Raw genomic sequence first — 18,325 nt, 5'->3', positions numbered from 1 at the left:
ACATCGTCTCCGATGCAAGACCTGCGGGCCTACCTGCTGGGCAGCTGGACCGTGGAACGGTCCCTGTTGGACAGGGCGAGCGGCACCCGCGGTGCGTTCACCGGCGTCGTGCGCTATTCAGAAAAGCCCGACGGCGGGCTCCTACTCCGCGAAGACGGCACCTTGAGCTGGCCCACCCACACAGGCCCGGCCTTCCGCGAATACCTCCTGCGGCCCTCGGACTCGCCCGCCGCGATGGACGTCTACTTCCCTGATGGCAAACCCTTCCACCGCATGAGCTTCAGCAGCCATGCCAATGAAGACCGGCACTGGTGCGATCCTGATGACTACAAAGTCAACTACCTCTGGGGCGGACCCGATGCCTTTGGCTATGCCTGGGACGTCCATGGACCTGCCAAGGATCTGCTGCTGGAATCGCAGTTGAGGAGGGAACAATGACCCAAGACGGCCCAGCCAAGGATCTGATCGTGGTCAGCGCGGTCTGCGTTTACGACGACGCCGGGCGGATGTTGACAGTGCGAAAGCGCGGCACGGAGAAATTCATGCATCCGGGAGGCAAACCGGAACCCGGCGAAACGGCGGCCGAGGCGGCATCCCGTGAGCTGGCCGAGGAAGTCGGAATCGCCATCGACCCTGCGGACCTGCAGCCTTTGGGCAGCTGGCTCGCCGTCGCCGCCAATGAGGCCGCCACCGAGATCGAGGCCACCGTTTTCACCGCCCCGGGCACTTGGGACGCCCATCCCTCGGCCGAAATCGCAGAGATCCGCTGGCTAGACCTCACGGTTGAGCTTCCGGACGATCTGGCCCCGCTCCTGACCGACCATGTCTTGCCGATGCTTACGGGAAAGTAGGCTTCGCACGCGAGGTAAATCCGCCCACAACACGGCCTAAACGTCACGGTTTTCCCATGAAAATCCAGCGGGAACTGGCTATAGTGGTCGCACAGTTTGTTTTAACTTGATACAGGCTGCATTGTCAGGTCCAGCTGGGGGATCGCATGCAATCTATAGTCCAGCGCCGTCGCGCTGCTGAACATGAGCGCGCCGCTGAAGAAGTCAGTGGAGAACGGACGCAAGTCCGTGACACTCCGCGCGAGGTCAGGGCCTATTCGGCTGCGGGAATCGCCGCTTGGGCGGCGCAACTGGGTTCTCCCGCGCCGGAAGCTCCGCGTTCCCGCAGAATGGCGAGGACCGGCGGGATAGCGTCGATCGCGGCTTTGTTGCTCTACCTGACCTGGCGGATCGCGTTCACCATGCCGCTTGGAGGCTGGGACCACGCCATTGCTTGGACGCTGGTGACGTTTGAGGCCCTCCCGCTTGTGGGGCTCGTCCTGAAGTCCATCACGCTGTGGAACATCGACTGCCATGCGCCCGAGCCGGTTGTCGAACCGCCCAACGGCATGAGGGTCGCGGTGTTGATCCCCACGTACAACGAACCGGTGGAGGTCCTTGCCCCCACTATCGCCGCTGCGTGCGCCCTTCAACCGAGCCACGAGACGTGGGTGTTGGATGACGGATCCCGCCCATGGGTTGAAGAGATGTGTGCATCCTTCGGCGCGCGCTTTGTAACCCGCGCCGAGCACGACCATGCCAAAGCGGGCAATATGAACCACGCACTGGATCTGATGGCCGCGGAGGAAGCCGCGGGCAAAGACCCAATAGACATCATTGCCGTGCTGGACTGCGACCACGTACCCCTGCCTACATTCCTGACGGCCACCTTGGGCTGGTTCGCCGACGAGGAAATCGCCCTCATCCAAGGTCCACAGGCGTTCTATAACTCAGGGGCCTTCGACGACGACGGAATCTCCGGCGAGCAAGGGTTGTTCTTCAACGTCCTCATGCCCTCACGAAACGTTCCCGGTGCGGGGCCGTTCTGGTGCGGATCAACTTCATTGCTCCGGGTCAAGGCGCTCCGTGAGGTAGGCGGCGTAGCCACCGAAACCATCACCGAGGACATGCACACCACCCTCAAACTCATCCGGATCGGGTGGAAGACCGTGTACCACCACCAAACCCTGGCAGTGGGCCTGGCCCCGGCAACGGCCGATCAGTACCTGCTGCAACGACGCCGTTGGGGCATGGGCGCAATGCAGATCCTGACTTACGAACGCCTGTGGGCCGCCAAGAGCTGGATGACCTGGCGGAACTTCCATGAATACATCAACGGAACCTTATGGTGGCTGGAAGGCATTGCCACTCTGGTTGCGTTCGTTATTCCGATGGCGGTGATGATCTCCGGAGCCCAGACCTCTACCGCCGGCCCCGTGGAGTTCACCCTTGCCTTCGGGGCAATGTTCTGGATTCGTTTGTGGGGCGCCAAAAGACTCATGCGCCACCAGATCCATTGGCCGACGGCGTTCGCACTCCGGATCTTCCGGGTCCCGGTTGGCATGGCTTGCCTCTGGTGGCTCGTCTCGCGCAAGACCTTGGAGTTTCAAGTCACTCCCAAAGGCGCTGCGGAACTGCGACTCCGCGGGCGTGCCCCGCGGATCCTTCTTGTGTTGATCTTCATCGTGGGCTCGATCATTCTCTACGCAACCGCGGGAGTCCTGGGATGGGTGCCCTGGCGGACAAGTCCCGGCTCCACGATTGCCGCCGGCGTCTGGCTGGTATTGGCCGGAGTAGTCCTGGTGCTGGGAACGCTCCGGATCCGAGCCGCCGAATTCGCCACGTCGCGAAGGAGCGCCCACAGGGTCACCATCAACGTGCCCGTCACTGTTGAGGGGGTCGCAGGCGAGCTGCTCGACATCTCCATGGGCGGTGCCGCCGTTCGAGTGGAGGCCGACGCATTGCCGGAGGCCGGCCGCGTTCATCTGGCCCTGCCTGGGGCAGAACCGATTGCCCTGGATATGGTTCGGGTCTGGTCCACGTCAAGGAAAGGCCGCACGGCGTCGCTCCGGGTCCGCGAGGGCGACTGGAAGGCCTACCGAAGCCTCGCACTCTGGCTGTTCCACACCCCCGATAACGTGCTGCCCGGTTTTCCCGCAGGTGTTCCCGCCATCGCAACCCGCGAGTCGGCATGAACGGGTACCGGATTCGAAAGCCCGCCCTTGCCTGGATAGTGCTTGCCACCGGGGCGGCGGTAGTCACCCTGGCTCTTGTCCTCGGCGCAAACCAAGGTACGTCGGCGGCGCAGTCCGTCGGGGATCTCACTATCCTGGCGGCCGCGCTGGGTGCCTCGGCGAGTTGCGCGCGGGCCGCGCAGCGCAAGGACGAAAGCTCCCGCGCGTGGTGGGTCATGGCTCTTGCGACACTCGTCTGGACCATCGGTCAAGCCATCTGGACCTTTTATGGGCTCACGCTGGACCATAACTACCCCTACCCGTCGGTAGCCGATGCTGCCTTTGTCGGCTACTCGATCCCGGCTGCAATCGCCCTCTATTTGTTCCCGCGCCCCAGGGTTTCCCGTGTCGCTTTCCTCCGCGGACTCTTGGATGCGGCGGTGATCGCCTCCGCGGTTCTGTTCATGAGCTGGGCCACCGTGCTCGGATCCATGTACAAGGCCGAAGGGCAGGACATTCTCGTCCATCTCACGGGCCTTGCTTATCCGATTGCCGATATCGTAATGGTCTCCATCGTCCTCATGCTCACCATGCGGAGGGCGCCCGGGGAGCGACTCAGGTGGGTCTGTTTGGGCGGTGGACTCCTCGTTCTGGCGTTCACCGACAGCACCTATGTGAAGCTGACCTTTGATGGCGTTACCGGACTCACCGGAACGCCACTGGCAGCCGGTTGGATCGCTGCGTTCCTGCTGATCGCCCTCGCCCCGATGGTTCCCTATTCGGCCCGCCGCCGGACGGACCGGCGCCTCTACACCCTGGCCTTGGAACTGCTCCCTTACATCGCGATCTTCGGTGCGGTCATGGTGGCGCCGATACGCACTGGGCGCCCCGGCGACCCCTTCCTCCAATCCGTGGGCCTCACCGCGCTGGCACTGGCCGTCACGCGCCAGATCCTCATGATCCTGGAGAACATCAGCCTGACCCGGGATCTCGAATCCAAGGTCGCCCAACGCACGGCGGAGCTCGAAGGCCTGGGCGCGATCGTCAATTCCTCGGCTGATGCCATCGTGGGTAAGACCCTGGACGGGATCATCACCAGCTGGAATCCCGGGGCCGAACGGATTTACGGGTACAGCGCGGCCGAGGCCATTGGGCGGCATGTTTCCTTCCTCATTCCGGAGCATCTCCGGGACGAGGAAGAAGGCCTCCTGGCCGCCATCAGGGCGGGCGGGGAAACGCACAGCTTCGAGACAGCACGGGTCCGCCTAGACGGTTCGATGGTTCCGGTCTCGCTGACGATGTCCCCGATCCGCGGTACCGGCGGCATCCACGGAGTCGCCACGATAGCCCAGGACATCACTGAACGCAGGATCGCGCAGGCGGAGTTGGAGAACGCCAGGGAAGCCGCCGAGGAAGCCAGCCGCTTGAAGTCGGAATTCCTGGCGACGATGAGCCATGAAATCCGGACACCCATGAACGGCGTGATCGGATTGACCGGCCTGCTGCTGGACACCCCCTTGGAAGAAACCCAGCGTCAATATGCCGAGGGCGTCAAAGGGGCGGGCGAAGCCTTGCTGACCCTGATCAACGACATCCTGGACTTCTCGAAACTCGAAGCGGGCAAGGTCGACCTGGACCCCGCACCCTTCAATCCACGCACCCTGGTGGAGGAGCTCGCTGCCCTCTTGGCGGAAGCCGCCCAGGCCAAGGGCCTGGAGCTCATCGCGTACTGCCGGCCGGAGGTTCCGGCGATGCTCATTGGCGACGCCGGCCGCATCAGGCAGATTCTCCTCAACCTGGCGTCAAATGCCGTGAAGTTCACTCCTTCCGGGGAAGTCGTCATCAGCGTGAAAGTCGTGGACCAGGACGCCGCAAACGTTCGAGTACGCTTCGAAGTCCGTGACACCGGGATCGGGATCGAGGCAGCCGATCATGTCAGGCTCTTCGAGTCGTTCTCGCAGGCCGACGCCTCCACCACCCGGCGGTATGGCGGAACCGGCTTGGGACTGGCGATCTCGCGGAGGCTCACAGAGGTGATGGGTGGCGAGATCGGGGTGGACAGCTCCCTGGGAAACGGCAGCACCTTCTGGGCCACCCTTCCGTTGGGAGTGGCAGGTCCTGCCGCATCTCCGCCGTCGATCTCTCCCGATCAACTGACGGGACTCCGGGTGCTGGTGGTGGATGACAACGCGACCAATCGCCTGGTGCTCGAGGGGCAGCTGGCTGGCTGGCGGATGAAACCGGAGGCTGTGAGCACCGCCCAACAGGGCCTCGACCGTTGCCGCGAGGAGGCCGCCGCCGGACGTCCCTTCGACATCGCGGTGCTCGATATGTGCATGCCCTCCATGAACGGGCTGGAGCTGGCCCACAAACTGAGTACCGACGTCGCGCTGGAATCCACCCGGATCATCATGCTGACGTCCACCATGAACGTGGACAAAGCCGAACTCGTGGCGGCCGGGGTCCAGGAGTGGCTCACGAAGCCCGTGCGCAGCTCCGAATTCTACGATCGGCTCATGCGCCTCGTAGCGACCCATCCAGTCGGTGCGCCCAGCGTTTCTCCCGCGGTCCCCGTGAGCATCAGCCAGCCCTCACGCGGCCTGATCTTGATCGTGGAGGACAACGAGGTGAATCAGCTCGTGGCCCGGAGCATGGTTGCAAAGTTAGGGTACGAGGCCGACGTCGTCGCTGACGGAAGCGAGGCAGTCGCCGCCACTAGTGCGACCAACTACGCAGCGGTCCTCATGGACTGCCATATGCCCGTCATGGACGGATTCGAGGCCACCAAAGCCATCCGGGAACGGCAAAATGGCCAGCGCAGGCTCCCCGTCATTGCCATGACTGCAGGGGCCCTGGATGAGGACCGTGACCGGTGCCTTGCCGCCGGCATGGACGACTATCTCACCAAACCGGTGGACATGGACAAATTGGACCAGGTTCTCGCACGGTGGATTCCCGAGGCAGCGAAGGAAAGCACCGAACCCGCGCTCGACCCCGCAAGGCTGGAAACGTTGCGCGACCTCGGCCCAGCGGACGGGCTGGGGTTGCTGCCTGCCGCGGCACGGGCCTTTCGGCAAGACATTCAACCGAGCCTGGAGGCGCTCCGCCAGGCTCTGGACAACGGAGGCGGAGACGCTTTCAGACAGGTAGCCCACAAATTGAAAGGCTCAGCAGCCAACATTGGGGCCGCCCGCGCGGCCCGGATGTGCGAGGAGATGGAACATAGCTCTGCAGACGGAGCGCCTGTTGATCGCGCCCTCCTCGCCAGCCTGGAAGCCGAACTGGCCCTTGTTGACAAGGCGCTGGACCACGCCTTGGCGGTGGCCCCATGAAGGTGCTGGTCGCGGACGACGACTTCGGTTCGCGTCTGGTGGCGAAGGCCGCAGTGGAGCAGTCCGGCCACGAGTGCATCGTGGCCGCGGACGGTAGCTCTGCCTGGGAGCTGTATAAGCAACACCGCCCGCAGGTGGTCGTGACTGACCTGATGATGCCCGGACTCGACGGACTCGACCTCTGCAGGGCCATCCGCTCCGCGGAAGAAGATTCCTACACCTATCTTGTCCTTGTCACCTCGAAGGACTCACGCGAGGACGTTGTCGCCGGGATGAAGGCCGGTGCGGACGACTACGTTGCCAAGCCACTTGATCCCTTCACCCTGCATACCCGCCTCCTGGTGGCACAAAGGGTCACTTCGCTGCACACGGACCTTGCGCGCTACCGTGCTGCGCTCGCGGAGCAAGCCCGGACCGATCCCTTGACGAAACTCCATAACCGGCTGAAGCTCTCGGAAGACCTGGAGCAGCTGCACCACAAATGCGCGCGCTACGGGACGGATTACAGCCTGGCCATCTGCGATGTCGACAATTTCAAGAGTTACAACGACATCTATGGCCACCAAGCAGGTGACTTGGCCCTGCAGGCCGTCGCGGCTTCCCTCGCCGGCCAAGGGCGCCAAAGCGATGGAATTTACCGGTTCGGCGGGGAGGAATTCCTTTTCCTGCTGCCGGGTCAGACTGTGTCCGGGGCAGAAACGAGGCTGGAGCGTGCACTTGCGGCAGTGCACGGCCTCGGCATTGAGCATTCCGGGAATCCCTCGGGGACCCTTACGATGAGCGCCGGAGTCTCGGCCTACGTGCCCGACCACCGGGTCAGCAGCGAACGGCTCCTCAAGGAGGCCGACATGGCCCTCTACGCAGCCAAGTCTGCCGGCAGAAACCGCGTGGAAGTCGCGCCGGAAGTTCGGCAGCACACCCAAAGCTGAAGCAGCGGCCCGGAGGCCTTACAGCTTCGGAACAGCTTCCTGTGCCACAGCCGTGGCCTCGGCGAACTGGGTGTTGTAGAGCTCCGCGTAACGACCGTCCGCCGCGAGAAGTTCTGCGTGCGTGCCGCGCTCAACGATGGATCCGTCCTCCACCACCAGGATCACATCGGCGGCCCGGATGGTGGAGAGCCTGTGGGCGATCACGACGGCGGTGCGTCCCTGGAGTGCCTCGCCCAGGGCCGCCTGGACGGCGGCTTCACTCGTGGAGTCCAAGGCCGCCGTGGCTTCGTCCAGGATGACAACCCTCGGCTGCGCGATCAGCAGGCGCGCGATGGTGAGCCGCTGGCGTTCCCCGCCAGAAAGGCGGTAGCCGCGCTCCCCCACCACGGTCTCCAAGCCGTCCGGCAAGGAACGGACCATGGTTTCGAGCCGGGCTCGCCGGAGCACGTCCCACATTTCCTCGTCGGTAGCTCCGGGCCTGGCAAGCCGCAAGTTGGAGGCGATGCTTTCGTGGAACAGGTGGCCGTCCTGCGTGACCATGCCCAGCGTCGCCCGGAGGGAGTCAAAGGTAGCGTCACGGATGTCCAGGCCAGTACGCTGCCCGTGCCCGCCCAGGCGCACGGTGCCGGAGTCGACGTCGTACAGGCGGGACAGCAGCTGGGCCACCGTGGACTTGCCTGCGCCCGAGGACCCCACGAGCGCCACGGTCTGCCCGGGTTCCACACGGAAGCTGATTCCGTGAAGGACCTCCTCGCCGCCGCGGGTATCCAGTGTCGCCACGTCTTCCAGCGACGCGAGGGAGACCTTGTCCGCGGACGGGTAGGCAAAGCGGACGTCGTCGAACTCCACCGCAACAGGTCCCGGCGGCACGGCAACGGCGTCGGGCTTTTCCTGGATGAGCGGCTCCAGGTCCAGGATCTCGAAGACCCGCTCGAAGCTGACCAGCGCGCTCATGATCTCCACACGCGCGTTGGACAGCGCGGTGAGCGGCGCATAAAGGCGCGTTAGCAGCAGCGCCAGGACGACGACGTCGCCGGCCGCCAGCTGCCCGCTCAGCGCTAGCCAGCCGCCCAGTCCGTAGACGAGCGCGAGGGCGAGGGCGGAAACGAGCGTCAGCGCAGTGATGAACGTGAACTGCAGCATCGCGGTGCGGACGCCGATGTCGCGCACGCGGCCGGCGCGCAGGGCGAACTCGGCCGATTCTTCGTCCGGGCGGCCGAACAGCTTGACGAGTGTGGCACCGGGTGCCGAGAAGCGCTCTGTCATCTGGGTTCCCATGGCCGCGTTGTGCGACGCGGCTTCGCGGCGCAGGTCGGCCAGCTTGGAGCCCATGCGGCGCGCGGGGATGAGGAAGATCGGCAGCAACACCATGGCCAGCACGGTGACCAGCCAGGAGGTGTTGAGCATGACCACGAGCGTCAGGGCCAAGGACACGATGTTGCTGACCACTCCGGAAAGGGTGCCTGCGAAAGCCGATTGGGCTCCGATGACGTCGTTGTTGAGCCGGCTGACCAGCGCTCCGGTACGGGTCCTGGTGAAGAATGCGATGGGCATGCGCTGCACATGGTCGAACACACGTGTCCGCAGATCCACGATCACGCCTTCGCCGATCACCGAAGACAGCCAGCGGGTCAACAAACCAAGCCCGGCATCGGCGACGGCCACGGCGGCGATGAGTGCGGCCAGCCCTACCACCACGTCCACTCCGGACCGGGCAATGATCGCGTCCACTACCCGGCCAGCCAGCACCGGCGTTGCTACCGCGAGGACTGCGCCCACAATGGAGGCCAGCACGAACGCGATCAATTTGTTCCGGTGCGGTTTGGCGAACGCCAGCACACGTTTGATGGTCTCCCGGGAGAACGGCTGGGAGCCGCTCTTGGCGCGGGTGATGTTGTAGAGCGAGCGCCAGGCGACGCCATCCATGCTCATGACTTGTGATTCCCCATTCCGGAAGTGTGCTGCAGTTCAGTCACGGTGCCGTTGTCAAGGTGCCAACGGGAATCGAGCCGGACGTTTTCGAGCAAGCGGCGATCGTGCGTGACCAGTAGGAGTGCACCGTCGTAGCTGTCCAGTGCTTCTTCAAGTTGCTCGATGGCCGGCAAATCGAGGTGGTTGGTGGGTTCGTCCAGGACCAACAGATTCACGCCGCGAGCCTGCAGGAGCGCGAGCGCCGCGCGGGTTCGTTCGCCCGGGGACAAGGAATCCACGGTCCGGGACGTGTGGTCGGCCTTCAGGCCGAACTTGGCCAGAAGGGTGCGGACGTCGGCGGAGTTCCAGTCAGCGAGGACGGATTCGACGGCGTCGGCGAGGGTGAGGTGCCCAGCGAGCAGTCCCCGGGCTTGGTCGATTTCCCCGATCGCCACGGACACGCCCATGGAGGCATCCCCGGCGTCGGGCTGTTGAAGCCCCAGCAGGAGCCGCAGGAGGGTGGACTTTCCTGCGCCGTTGGGTCCTGTGATCCCGATACGTTCGCCCGCGTTCAGCTGGAGATTGACCGGTCCCAGCGTGAAGTCGCCCTGATGCGCGACGACGTCGCGCAAGGTTGCGACGACGGAGCTGGAGCGCGGAGCCTGGCCGATGCTGAACTGCAGCTGCCATTCCTTTCGCGGCTCTTCCACCTCGTCGAGCCGGGCGATGCGCGACTCCATCTGCCGGACTTTCTGTGCCTGCTTTTCCGAAGACTCCACGCTGGCAGCACGGCGGATCTTGTCGTTATCCGGGTTTTTCTTCATGGCGTTGCGGACGCCCTGCGAGCTCCATTCGCGCTGGGTCCGGGCCCGGGACATAAGATCCGCCTTGGTGTTGGCGAACTCCTCGTACCGTTCGCGCGCGTGCCGCTTGGCTACCGCCCGTTCTTCGAGGAAAGCGTCGTAACCGCCGTCGTAGACCGCCACGCTGTTCTGTGCCAGGTCCAATTCCAGGACCCTGGTGACGCACCGGGCCAGGAACTCCCGGTCATGCGAGACCAACACGGCGCCGCCCCGAAGGCCCTGGACGAAGGACTCAAGGCGGGCGAGTCCGTCAAGGTCCAGGTCATTGGTGGGTTCGTCGAGGAGCACCACGTCGAAGCGGCTCAGCAAGAGCGCGGCCAAGGCAACGCGGGCTGCCTGCCCGCCGGACAGGCCGGTCATCAGCGCGTCCGGACCTGATTCCAGGCCCAGTTCCGCCAACATCGCCGGGATCCTGTCCTCAAGGTCTGCCGCTCCCGATGCCATCCAGCGGTCGAAGGCCAAGGAGTAGGCGTCATCGGCGTCCGGGGTCCCGGCGGCGAGACCCTCGGCGCCGGCTTCCATGTCCGCCGTGGCCTGGGCGCAACCTGTGCGGCGGGCAATGTAGGCGGCAACCGTTTCACCCGGGGTGCGTTCGTGTTCCTGGGGCAGCCACCCGACAAAAGCGTCGGCTGGAGCGAGGTTGACGGTTCCTTCTTGTGGACGGTCAGCACCGGCAAGAATGCGCAAGAGCGTGGATTTCCCGGCACCGTTGGCGCCGACAACACCCACGACGTCTCCAGGCGCGACTGTGAGGGAGAGCTTCGAGAACAAGGTGCGGTGACCGTGGCCGCCGGAGAGCTCTTTGGCGACAAGCGTTGCAGTCATTGGTCTATCCTCTCACTGCTCCGCCCCTCAGCGGAAAGGCCGGGGCATGGAAGAACCCGCTGGTCCGTACTTGGGGGGTGTGCGGACCAGCGGGTTCGAGAATCAAGCATAATTCAATGTGCCCGCATCGTAAAATCGACCTCGCTGTCCTATCAGAAACCGCCCGCCCGTAACCGTCTATCAGAAAGTGGTTCATGTCCCTCCCTTCCAAGGCGTTCCAACGCTGGCTGCACGGGATCGCCCCGAACACCAGTACGGCCGATGTCTGCCGATTTTCGGGAGTGAAACGCACTACGCTGGCCCAGCAACTGGTCCGGGGCAAGGTGGCGGAGACGTCGCTCGTGAGCATCAGCCGGGCCTTCGACATGAATCCCTTCGATGCGTTGGCACAATTCGAGGCCTATGCCGCACTTCGCGGAACTCCGGTTCCGCCCTCCGACGCGGAACTCGTCAGCCAGATCTCCACCATGGATCTCTTGCGGGCCGTCGTGGAGCGCTCCGAGCCCCGGGACGGGGGGCTTCCCTTGATCCTGGCGGCCACGCCACACGCGACGTCAGTCAGGAACTGGGTGGATGCGATCGACGACGGCGAGCTGCGTCACCGGGTCACCGGCGCCACCGGAATCGCACCGCAGAATTTCTCAGCCCATCTGACAGCCAACCGGCTGCCCCCGGAACTGGCCCTGGCAACCTCACGCGCCGCCGGCGTCGGACCGGCCGGAGGCCTCGTTGCCAGTGGCCTCGTCACGGAGGCTGAAGCCGGCTGGCCTCCAGGGGCACGGAGGGATGCCCTGGACCGGATGACGGAAGGGGAGTTGGCCCTGCTGGCCGGCGAGCGGCTACAGGCCTTGGGCAAGGTCTTGCGCCGCCAGGAGCACGAGGCCGACCACGCCAACAGAATCTGGGAGAATCTCGGATGATCGCCGTCCTGCAGTGGGCCACGCTCTTCGTTTGCCTTGCGTTGACGGTCATCCGCGTTCCCAGCGCCGTCCGGGGCGAGAACCGGATGATGTTGGTCCTGTTCGCGCTGATTTCCCTTGACATCCTGCTCAGCATCGAGGGGCCCTACTTGCTCATCGACGCCTGGCTGGGCAACTTCAACGTCTGCAACCTGCTGCTCCGGTTCCTGCTCTACGGAACGTTCCTGCTCATGGGCATCAAGGTAGCCAGGGCCTTCGCTTCGCCTGGCGGGGAACACGCCATTCGGGGACCGCTTGGCTTGACCGTTTTGGGAGCCGCCGCGGTCCTCACGGCTTTCTTTTTCTTCTCGATGGACACCAGGGACTCCACTGTTGGCCTTAATGACCTGGACCCGGGGCCGGCCCTCGATATCTACGCGGCCTTGGGAAGGTTCTACCCGGGGTACGTGGCGGCATGCCTGGTCCCGGGCATGTGGCGATCCGTCCGACGCTCCGGCCCCGGCCTGCTGCGGGCCGCCTCTGCCATGCTGCTCCTGGGCCTCGGCTTGCTGATCGTTTCGCAGGTCTTTCCGCTTATCCCTGCGCCGCTCGCGTGGCTTCGGCCGCTCATCAACTACTCGGCCGCTTTGGCGAGCGCGCTCGGCTTGGGAGCCATCTGGCTGTCCAAGGCCATTGCGCACCGGGCTAGCCGCGCGGTAACGTCAAGGCAAGAGGAAAAACATACCGCGTAACCTCTTTCACAAATCCATTATATCGTGCCATAATGATGAATGTGTGAAGGCGACGCAGCCTGACCTTTGAATCAATGAACGGGTTTCCAAGGTTCGTGGCGCGTGCGGGAGCACATTTGGGGGGATGAGTGGTGGCGGGCTGTTGGGGACCGCCCCCACTCAGCCTCTTTAAGCGTCCTTCTGTGTACGCCCCCGGCAGCTGGAGCGGACCCGTGACTAAGATGGCTTTCATGAAGAGCCTGCCCACTCGCCGCACAGCACTGTCCGCAACCCTTGCCGCCGTCGCGCTGGCGCTATCCGCTTGCGGTGGCGGGTCATCGCCGTCGTCGACGTCGGGCGGAGACACCTCGCTGTCCGCTATCAAGTCCAAGGGCGAGATCATTATTGCCACTGAGGGCACGTACCGCCCGTTCAGCTTCCACGAGAACGGAGCGGGGCCGCTCACAGGCTTCGACGTCGAAATCGCACAGGCCGTGGCGGGCAAGCTCGGAGTCAAGGCGACCTTCCAGGAAACCCAGTTCGACGGCATCTTCGCCGGCCTCGATTCCAAGCGCTTCGACACCATCGCCAACCAGATCTCCATCAACCCCGAGCGCACGGCCAAATACGATTTCTCGGCGCCATACACGGTCTCCAACGGGGTGGTGGTGACCAAATCGGACAACACGTCCATCAGCAGCTTCGCCGACCTCAAAGGCAAAACCACCGCCCAGTCACTCACCAGCAACTTTTACAAGATGGCAGTTGACGCAGGCGCCAACGTCCAGGCTGTTGAAGGTTGGGCGCAGGCCGCAACCCTGGTCCGCCAAGGCCGCGTCGATGCAACCGTCAACGACAAACTGACCTACCTCGATTACGCCAAGACCACTCCGGACTCCGGCTTGAAGATCGCGGCGGAGACTACGGACAAGACGCAAAGCGCCTTGGTCTTCCGCAAGGGATCCACCGAGCTTAAGGCCGCCGTGGACAAAGCCCTGACGGATCTTCAAGCGGACGGCACCCTGGCCAAGATCTCCCAGAAGTACTTCGGCGCAGACGTTACCAAGTAGCCGGCGGCCAAACAGATGACCTTCAACTGGGATCTCGTCTGGAGTTCCTTCGGGCCAATCATCGGCGGCGCCGTCACGGGCACCATTCCACTGACCCTTGCGTCCTTCGCCCTGGGCCTGGCACTGGCGCTGCTTGTTGCCCTCCTGCGCTTGAGCCCCAACCGGGTGCTCTCCGGCGTCGCGCGCTTTTACGTCTCCGTGATCCGCGGAACTCCCCTGCTGGTGCAGCTGTTCGTCATCTTCTATGGCCTCCCCAGCCTCGGTGTGAAGCTGGAGCCGTGGCCCAGCGCCATCATCGCGTTTTCACTCAATGTGGGCGGCTACGCGGCCGAGGTCATCCGCGCGGCGATCCTGTCCGTCCCCAAGGGCCAATGGGAGGCCGGGCACACCATCGGAATGTCCCGGCCACAAACGCTCGTGCGGATCATCCTCCCGCAAGCGGCCAGGGTCTCAGTGCCTCCTCTGTCCAATACCTTCATTTCCCTCGTGAAAGACACCTCGTTGGCTTCACTCATCCTGGTCACCGAACTCTTCCGCAATGCCCAGCAGATCGCCGCGTTCAGCCAGGAATTCATGATCCTGTACCTCGAATCCGCCTTGGTCTACTGGGTCATTTGCCTTGTCCTCTCCACAGGCCAGTCCGCCCTGGAGCGCAGATTGGACCGTTATGTCGCCCACTGACGCCAGCAACGCCTCCCAAGCAGGCACCGGGCTGGTTTTGTCCGCCCGCGACCTCGCCAAAGCCTTCGGCAGCAACGTGGTGCTGCGCGGCATCGATATCGATGTCCTGCGCGGCCAGGTGGTTGCACTGATCGGGCCTTCCGGTTCCGGGAAGACCACCGTTTTGCGCTCGCTCAACGGCCTCGAAGTGCCCGACGCCGGGACAGTCACCTTCGGGGACGCCGACGCCGGCACCGTCCGCGGATCCGGCGCGGGACTATCCCTCGATTTCGCCGGCACCGTGGGCAAGCGGGAAATCGCTGCCCTCCGCGACCGCAGTGCCATGGTGTTCCAGCACTACAACCTGTTCCCGCACATGACGGTGCTCAAGAACATCATCGAGGGACCGCTCCAAGTCCAGAAACGGCCACGCGCGGAAGTGGTGGCCGAAGCCGAGCGGCTCCTGGCCCGGGTAGGGCTCGCGGACAAACGCGATGCCTACCCCTTCGAGTTGTCAGGTGGCCAGCAACAACGCGTGGGAATCGTGCGCGCCCTCGCCCTCAAGCCCCAGTTGCTGCTCTTCGACGAACCCACCTCGGCCTTGGACCCGGAACTCGTGGGTGAAGTCCTTGGTGTCATCAAGGAACTCGCTGACGAGGGGTGGACCATGGTGATCGTGACCCACGAGCTCGCCTTCGCCCGTCAGGTTGCCGACGAAGTCATCTTCATGGACGGCGGCGTCGTGGTGGAACGTGGGCCCGCCGCAGAGGTCTTGAGGGAGCCGCGGCAGGAACGCACCAAGCAATTCGTCAAGCGCCTCCAGCACGACGTCTGAGCCCCAACTGATCCCCACCGCCACCCTCGCCTCGCAAGCTCGGCCAGGGAACCCTGGCGGCGTGGGCCCACGCATTTGTTGTCGTTTTGGGCGCTCTAAGCGACATTAACTGCGAGTCAGTTGGGCTGGGCACCGCTCAGCGGCTGAAGCGCAAGGTCACCAACTGGAACGGACGCAGCGTCATTTGGGCCGCACCGGCTCCGGGCATCACACCGGGGGCTTCGACGGGACGCTCCAGAAGGTCCACGGTGTGCACCTCCCTGGAATCAAAGTTGGCTGTGATCATGCCTGTGGAGCGTTCTCCCAGGGATTCGTAGAGCCGCACGATCACGTCCCCGGAGCCATCCTCGGCCAGTTTGACCGCCTCGATCACCAGCGCTTGGTTGAACACCGTGAAGAGTGGCTCCACAGGCTCCGCACCTGCCAGCAGCCTCGGCTTGAGGTTGGTTCGGTACCCCTCTTCCACGGCATCGCCAATGCTGGCGCCCGGCCGGATGCTCAGCTCCAGAACGTGCACACCGAGGTCGGATTGGGGGTCCGGGAACTTGGGTGCCCGCAGCAGGGACAAGCGGACGTTGGTAGTGGTTCCGCCGTCGTCGCGGATGGCCCGGGTGACGTCATGCCCGTAGCTTGAGGAATTGGTGATGGCCACTCCGTAACCGGGTTCTGCCACGTGGATCCAGCGATGGGCGCAGAATTCGAACTTGGCCGCTTCCCAGGACGTGTTGGTGTGGGTAGGCCTGAAGACGTGCCCGAACTGGGTCTCCGAAGCCGAACGGTCCGCACGGACATCCAGCGGGAACCCGATCTTCAGCAATTTCTCGCGTTCCTGCCAATCCACCGTGGTGGATACTCCGAGGGACTCCGCCCCCGCTTCGAGGGAGATGCGCTGCGTGATGGTGGACGAGCCCACAGTCCGTTCCACGACGACGACGGCGTCCCAGCCGGCGCTCTCCAACGTCACCGAGCGTGCCTCGACTACAGAGACGACATTCCGGCGGTAGAACTCGTCGATATCCCACGCGTCCCACTCGTTGGGCGTGTCCCGGTGGAGTTCAAGGTGGTTGCCGAACTGACCGGGGGCAATGGCTTCCCTGCCGCTTGCATAGTCCAAAAGGGACGTCAGCAGTCCGTTGGCGTCCAGCACGGCACGGATGATGCCATTGTCCAAAACGTAGCCGCCGGCCCGTTCAGTGACGATAACCGGGCTGTCCGAGTGAACCGCCTCGGCGGCCGCGAGCGGGGGCACGCCGTTGCGCTCATGCGGAGCCGCATTGAGCAGGAACATCGTGTTCCCCTCACCCAACAGGGCAGCGGCGGCGCCGGCGATGATGGCTTCCAGTTCCCGGGCGATCGCGGCATAATTCCGCTCGGCGTCCTGGTGGACCCACGCGATGGCGCTGCCCGGCAGGATGTCGTGGAATTGCTGCAAAAGCACAAGTCTCCACAAGCGCTTAAGGTCCGCCGCCGGGTAGGTGAACGAACCGGCCGTCCGCACTGCCGCCGTCGAGCACCAAAGCTCGGCTTCGCGCAGGAGGTGCTCCGAGCGGCGGTTACCCTGCTTGGTGTTGGCCTGGCTCGTGTAGGTGCCCCTGTGCAGCTCCAGGTACATCTCCCCCACCCAGACGGGCAGATTCCGGTACTCGGCCTCGGCCTGCGCGAAGAACTCCTTCGCAGTTCCCATGCGCACCTTCGGCGAGCCTTCCAGATCCGCCGTGCGGTGGGCTGCGGCGACCATTTCGCGAGTGGGTCCGCCACCGCCGTCGCCATAGCCGAAGGGGACCAGCGAAATGGTGCCCCGGCCATGCTCCCGGTAGTTGCGCTGGGCGTGTGCGAGTTCGCGACCGTGAAGTTCGGCGTTGTAGGTATCCACGGGCGGGAAGTGGGTGAAAAGCCGCGTGCCGTCGATGCCCTCCCAGTTGAAGGTGTGGTGCGGCATCTTGTTGACCTGGTTCCAGGAGATCTTCTGGGTCAGGAACCAGCGGGAACCCGCTGACTTGACGATCTGCGGCAGCGCCCCGGAATACCCGAAGGAGTCCGGCAGCCAGGCTTCCTGGCAGTCGATGCCGAACTCCTGTAGGAAGAAGCTCTTGCCCTCGACGAATTGGCGGGCCATGGCCTCGCCGCCGGGCATGTTGGTGTCCGATTCCACCCACATCCCACCCACCGGCATGAATTGCCCGGCCTTCACCTTCTCGCGGATCCGGATGAACAGCTCAGGGTAGAACTCCTTGATCCAAGCCAATTGCTGCGCCGAGGAGCAGGAAAAGACGAAGTCAGGGTTCTCATCCATGAGGGCGACGACGTTGGAGAAGGTGCGGGCGCACTTGCGGATGGTTTCCCGGACCGGCCAAAGCCAAGCTGAGTCGATGTGGGCGTGCCCGGTAGCCAGCAGTTCATGGGCCGAGGCGTACGCGGGCCGGCTCAAGACCCCGGCGAGGGCTTCCCTGCCGGCGCCCGCGGTACCCGCAACATCGTCAGGATCCATGACGTCCAGCATGCGTTCGAAGGCGCGAAGGATTTCGTGGCGCCGGGGCAGCTCGAAGGGTAGCTCGTGCATGAGCCCGCTGAGCGTCCAAATGTCCTGGTGGAGCTCCCAGACCACCTCATTGAGTTCGGCTATGGCTATGCGTCCGAGCCGGTAGCGGGGCTCGTCTCCGGAGGTGGCTATGTCTCCCAAGGGTGTTGCCGAGAAGCTCCATCCCTGGCTGAGATCAGGATTTGCCGCTGCTTCGACGTAGAAGTCCACGGAGAGTCCGCCACCCAAGAGCTTCAGCGGGACATGCTGATTGCGCGGAGAAATGGCCTTGATGATGGTGCCGTCCGGGCGCCAGGCAATGCCTTCGCATTGGAATCCGGGGGCGTCGTTGTTGAAGCCGAGATCGACCACGATCTCCACCGCGGTGCCATCGGCGACTCCCCAGCCCTCCGGAACCTCACCTTGAAGCCGCAGCCACTTGGTGCTCCAGGCCTTGCCCCACGCAGCCCCGTGCTCTTGGGGTTCGAAGACTTGATGGAGCGCCTCCGAGGCAGGGACCGGCTCTCCCGGCACATCCCAACTGCTGAGCGTCAGGGGCAGCGCTCGGCCATAGATGGCGGGGGCGATCCGCTCCCGAACAAAACGTTCGAGCCGCTTCTCAGTGATCCGGCGGTCGTCGTGCAATTCAAGTCCCCTTTAGCGCTGGGCTGGGTCGAGAGGCTTCCGTACCGCTACGAGCAACCTAAGCGAGCAAGGTTACTAGCAGGTGGAAACAACGATTCCATTC

At 64.2% G+C, this 18,325-nt stretch carries 13 protein-coding genes; 10 read left to right on the top strand and 3 right to left on the bottom strand.

All coding sequences use genetic code 11. From position 1 onward, the window contains the following. The first annotated feature begins 12 nt into the window (after positions 1–12). The 5 genes from ACX5I4_RS04355 (at position 13) to ACX5I4_RS04335 (ending at position 7,265) form a co-directional block, all read left to right on the top strand. Positions 13–438, top strand: coding sequence for a DUF6314 family protein (locus ACX5I4_RS04355; RefSeq protein WP_461838643.1), 426 nt, complete (start codon positions 13–15; stop codon positions 436–438). Next, on the top strand, positions 435–851 hold the full coding sequence (locus ACX5I4_RS04350) for an NUDIX hydrolase (RefSeq protein ID WP_461835578.1): 417 nt from the start codon (positions 435–437) through the stop codon (positions 849–851). Before ACX5I4_RS04355 ends, ACX5I4_RS04350 begins: the two co-directional genes overlap by 4 nt. Positions 852–997: 146 nt before the next feature. Further along, on the top strand, positions 998–3,025 hold the full coding sequence (locus ACX5I4_RS04345) for a glycosyltransferase family 2 protein (RefSeq protein ID WP_461835577.1): 2,028 nt from the start codon (positions 998–1,000) through the stop codon (positions 3,023–3,025). Then, positions 3,022–6,336, top strand: coding sequence for a hybrid sensor histidine kinase/response regulator (locus tag ACX5I4_RS04340; protein ID WP_461835576.1), 3,315 nt, complete (start codon positions 3,022–3,024; stop codon positions 6,334–6,336). Before ACX5I4_RS04345 ends, ACX5I4_RS04340 begins: the two co-directional genes overlap by 4 nt. Further along, complete coding sequence (locus ACX5I4_RS04335) at positions 6,333–7,265, top strand: GGDEF domain-containing response regulator (protein WP_461835575.1); 933 nt, start codon at positions 6,333–6,335, stop codon at positions 7,263–7,265. Before ACX5I4_RS04340 ends, ACX5I4_RS04335 begins: the two co-directional genes overlap by 4 nt. Positions 7,266–7,283: 18 nt before the next feature. On the opposite strand, the gene ACX5I4_RS04330 is transcribed toward ACX5I4_RS04335, so the two are convergent. Further along, positions 7,284–9,197 carry an ABC transporter ATP-binding protein gene (locus tag ACX5I4_RS04330; RefSeq protein WP_461835574.1) on the bottom strand — a complete coding sequence of 638 codons (1,914 nt, stop codon included), beginning with the start codon at positions 9,195–9,197 and terminating at the stop codon, positions 7,284–7,286. After that, positions 9,194–10,864: an ABC-F family ATP-binding cassette domain-containing protein gene (locus ACX5I4_RS04325; RefSeq protein ID WP_461835573.1), complete on the bottom strand. Its 1,671-nt coding sequence runs from the start codon at positions 10,862–10,864 to the stop codon at positions 9,194–9,196. The genes ACX5I4_RS04330 and ACX5I4_RS04325 overlap by 4 nt, the downstream gene beginning before the upstream one ends. Before the next feature lie 194 nt (positions 10,865–11,058). Between ACX5I4_RS04325 and ACX5I4_RS04320 the strand changes: the two genes are divergently transcribed. The 5 genes from ACX5I4_RS04320 to ACX5I4_RS04300 all read left to right on the top strand — a co-directional run bounded on the left by ACX5I4_RS04320 (position 11,059) and on the right by ACX5I4_RS04300 (position 15,059). Next, a complete protein-coding gene (locus ACX5I4_RS04320) occupies positions 11,059–11,784 on the top strand; it encodes a hypothetical protein (protein ID WP_461835572.1) in 726 nt (241 codons plus the stop codon). Then, a complete protein-coding gene (locus ACX5I4_RS04315) occupies positions 11,781–12,515 on the top strand; it encodes a hypothetical protein (RefSeq protein WP_461835571.1) in 735 nt (244 codons plus the stop codon). The genes ACX5I4_RS04320 and ACX5I4_RS04315 overlap by 4 nt, the downstream gene beginning before the upstream one ends. A 230-nt stretch (positions 12,516–12,745) precedes the next feature. Then, on the top strand, positions 12,746–13,564 hold the full coding sequence (locus tag ACX5I4_RS04310) for an amino acid ABC transporter substrate-binding protein (protein ID WP_461838642.1): 819 nt from the start codon (positions 12,746–12,748) through the stop codon (positions 13,562–13,564). A gap of 15 nt (positions 13,565–13,579) precedes the next feature. Next, a complete protein-coding gene (locus tag ACX5I4_RS04305) occupies positions 13,580–14,245 on the top strand; it encodes an amino acid ABC transporter permease (RefSeq protein ID WP_461835570.1) in 666 nt (221 codons plus the stop codon). Then, entirely contained in the window at positions 14,232–15,059 is an 828-nt protein-coding gene (locus ACX5I4_RS04300) for an amino acid ABC transporter ATP-binding protein (protein WP_461835569.1), read from the top strand. The genes ACX5I4_RS04305 and ACX5I4_RS04300 overlap by 14 nt, the downstream gene beginning before the upstream one ends. A 136-nt stretch (positions 15,060–15,195) precedes the next feature. Here the strand turns inward: ACX5I4_RS04300 and ACX5I4_RS04295 are convergent, their stop codons facing one another. Then, on the bottom strand, positions 15,196–18,222 hold the full coding sequence (locus ACX5I4_RS04295) for an alpha-mannosidase (RefSeq protein ID WP_461835568.1): 3,027 nt from the start codon (positions 18,220–18,222) through the stop codon (positions 15,196–15,198). Positions 18,223–18,325 lie beyond the last annotated feature (103 nt).

Source organism: Arthrobacter sp. MMS24-S77, from assembly GCF_054888235.1.
This window is presented reverse-complemented; position numbering and strand designations above follow the sequence as displayed.

Excerpts from the sequence above, each read along its gene's own strand:
- ACX5I4_RS04345 (WP_461835577.1), top strand. The coding sequence starts at position 998 with ATGCAATCTATAGTCCAGCGCCGTCGCGCTGCTGAACATGAGCGCGCC.
- ACX5I4_RS04310 (WP_461838642.1), top strand. The coding sequence starts at position 12,746 with ATGAAGAGCCTGCCCACTCGCCGCACAGCACTGTCCGCAACCCTTGCC.
- ACX5I4_RS04335 (WP_461835575.1), top strand. The coding sequence starts at position 6,333 with ATGAAGGTGCTGGTCGCGGACGACGACTTCGGTTCGCGTCTGGTGGCG.
- ACX5I4_RS04350 (WP_461835578.1), top strand. The coding sequence starts at position 435 with ATGACCCAAGACGGCCCAGCCAAGGATCTGATCGTGGTCAGCGCGGTC.
- ACX5I4_RS04340 (WP_461835576.1), top strand. The coding sequence starts at position 3,022 with ATGAACGGGTACCGGATTCGAAAGCCCGCCCTTGCCTGGATAGTGCTT.
- ACX5I4_RS04325 (WP_461835573.1), bottom strand. The coding sequence starts at position 10,864 with ATGACTGCAACGCTTGTCGCCAAAGAGCTCTCCGGCGGCCACGGTCAC.
- ACX5I4_RS04330 (WP_461835574.1), bottom strand. The coding sequence starts at position 9,197 with ATGAGCATGGATGGCGTCGCCTGGCGCTCGCTCTACAACATCACCCGC.
- ACX5I4_RS04315 (WP_461835571.1), top strand. The coding sequence starts at position 11,781 with ATGATCGCCGTCCTGCAGTGGGCCACGCTCTTCGTTTGCCTTGCGTTG.
- ACX5I4_RS04320 (WP_461835572.1), top strand. The coding sequence starts at position 11,059 with ATGTCCCTCCCTTCCAAGGCGTTCCAACGCTGGCTGCACGGGATCGCC.
- ACX5I4_RS04305 (WP_461835570.1), top strand. The coding sequence starts at position 13,580 with ATGACCTTCAACTGGGATCTCGTCTGGAGTTCCTTCGGGCCAATCATC.
- ACX5I4_RS04355 (WP_461838643.1), top strand. The coding sequence starts at position 13 with ATGCAAGACCTGCGGGCCTACCTGCTGGGCAGCTGGACCGTGGAACGG.
- ACX5I4_RS04300 (WP_461835569.1), top strand. The coding sequence starts at position 14,232 with ATGTCGCCCACTGACGCCAGCAACGCCTCCCAAGCAGGCACCGGGCTG.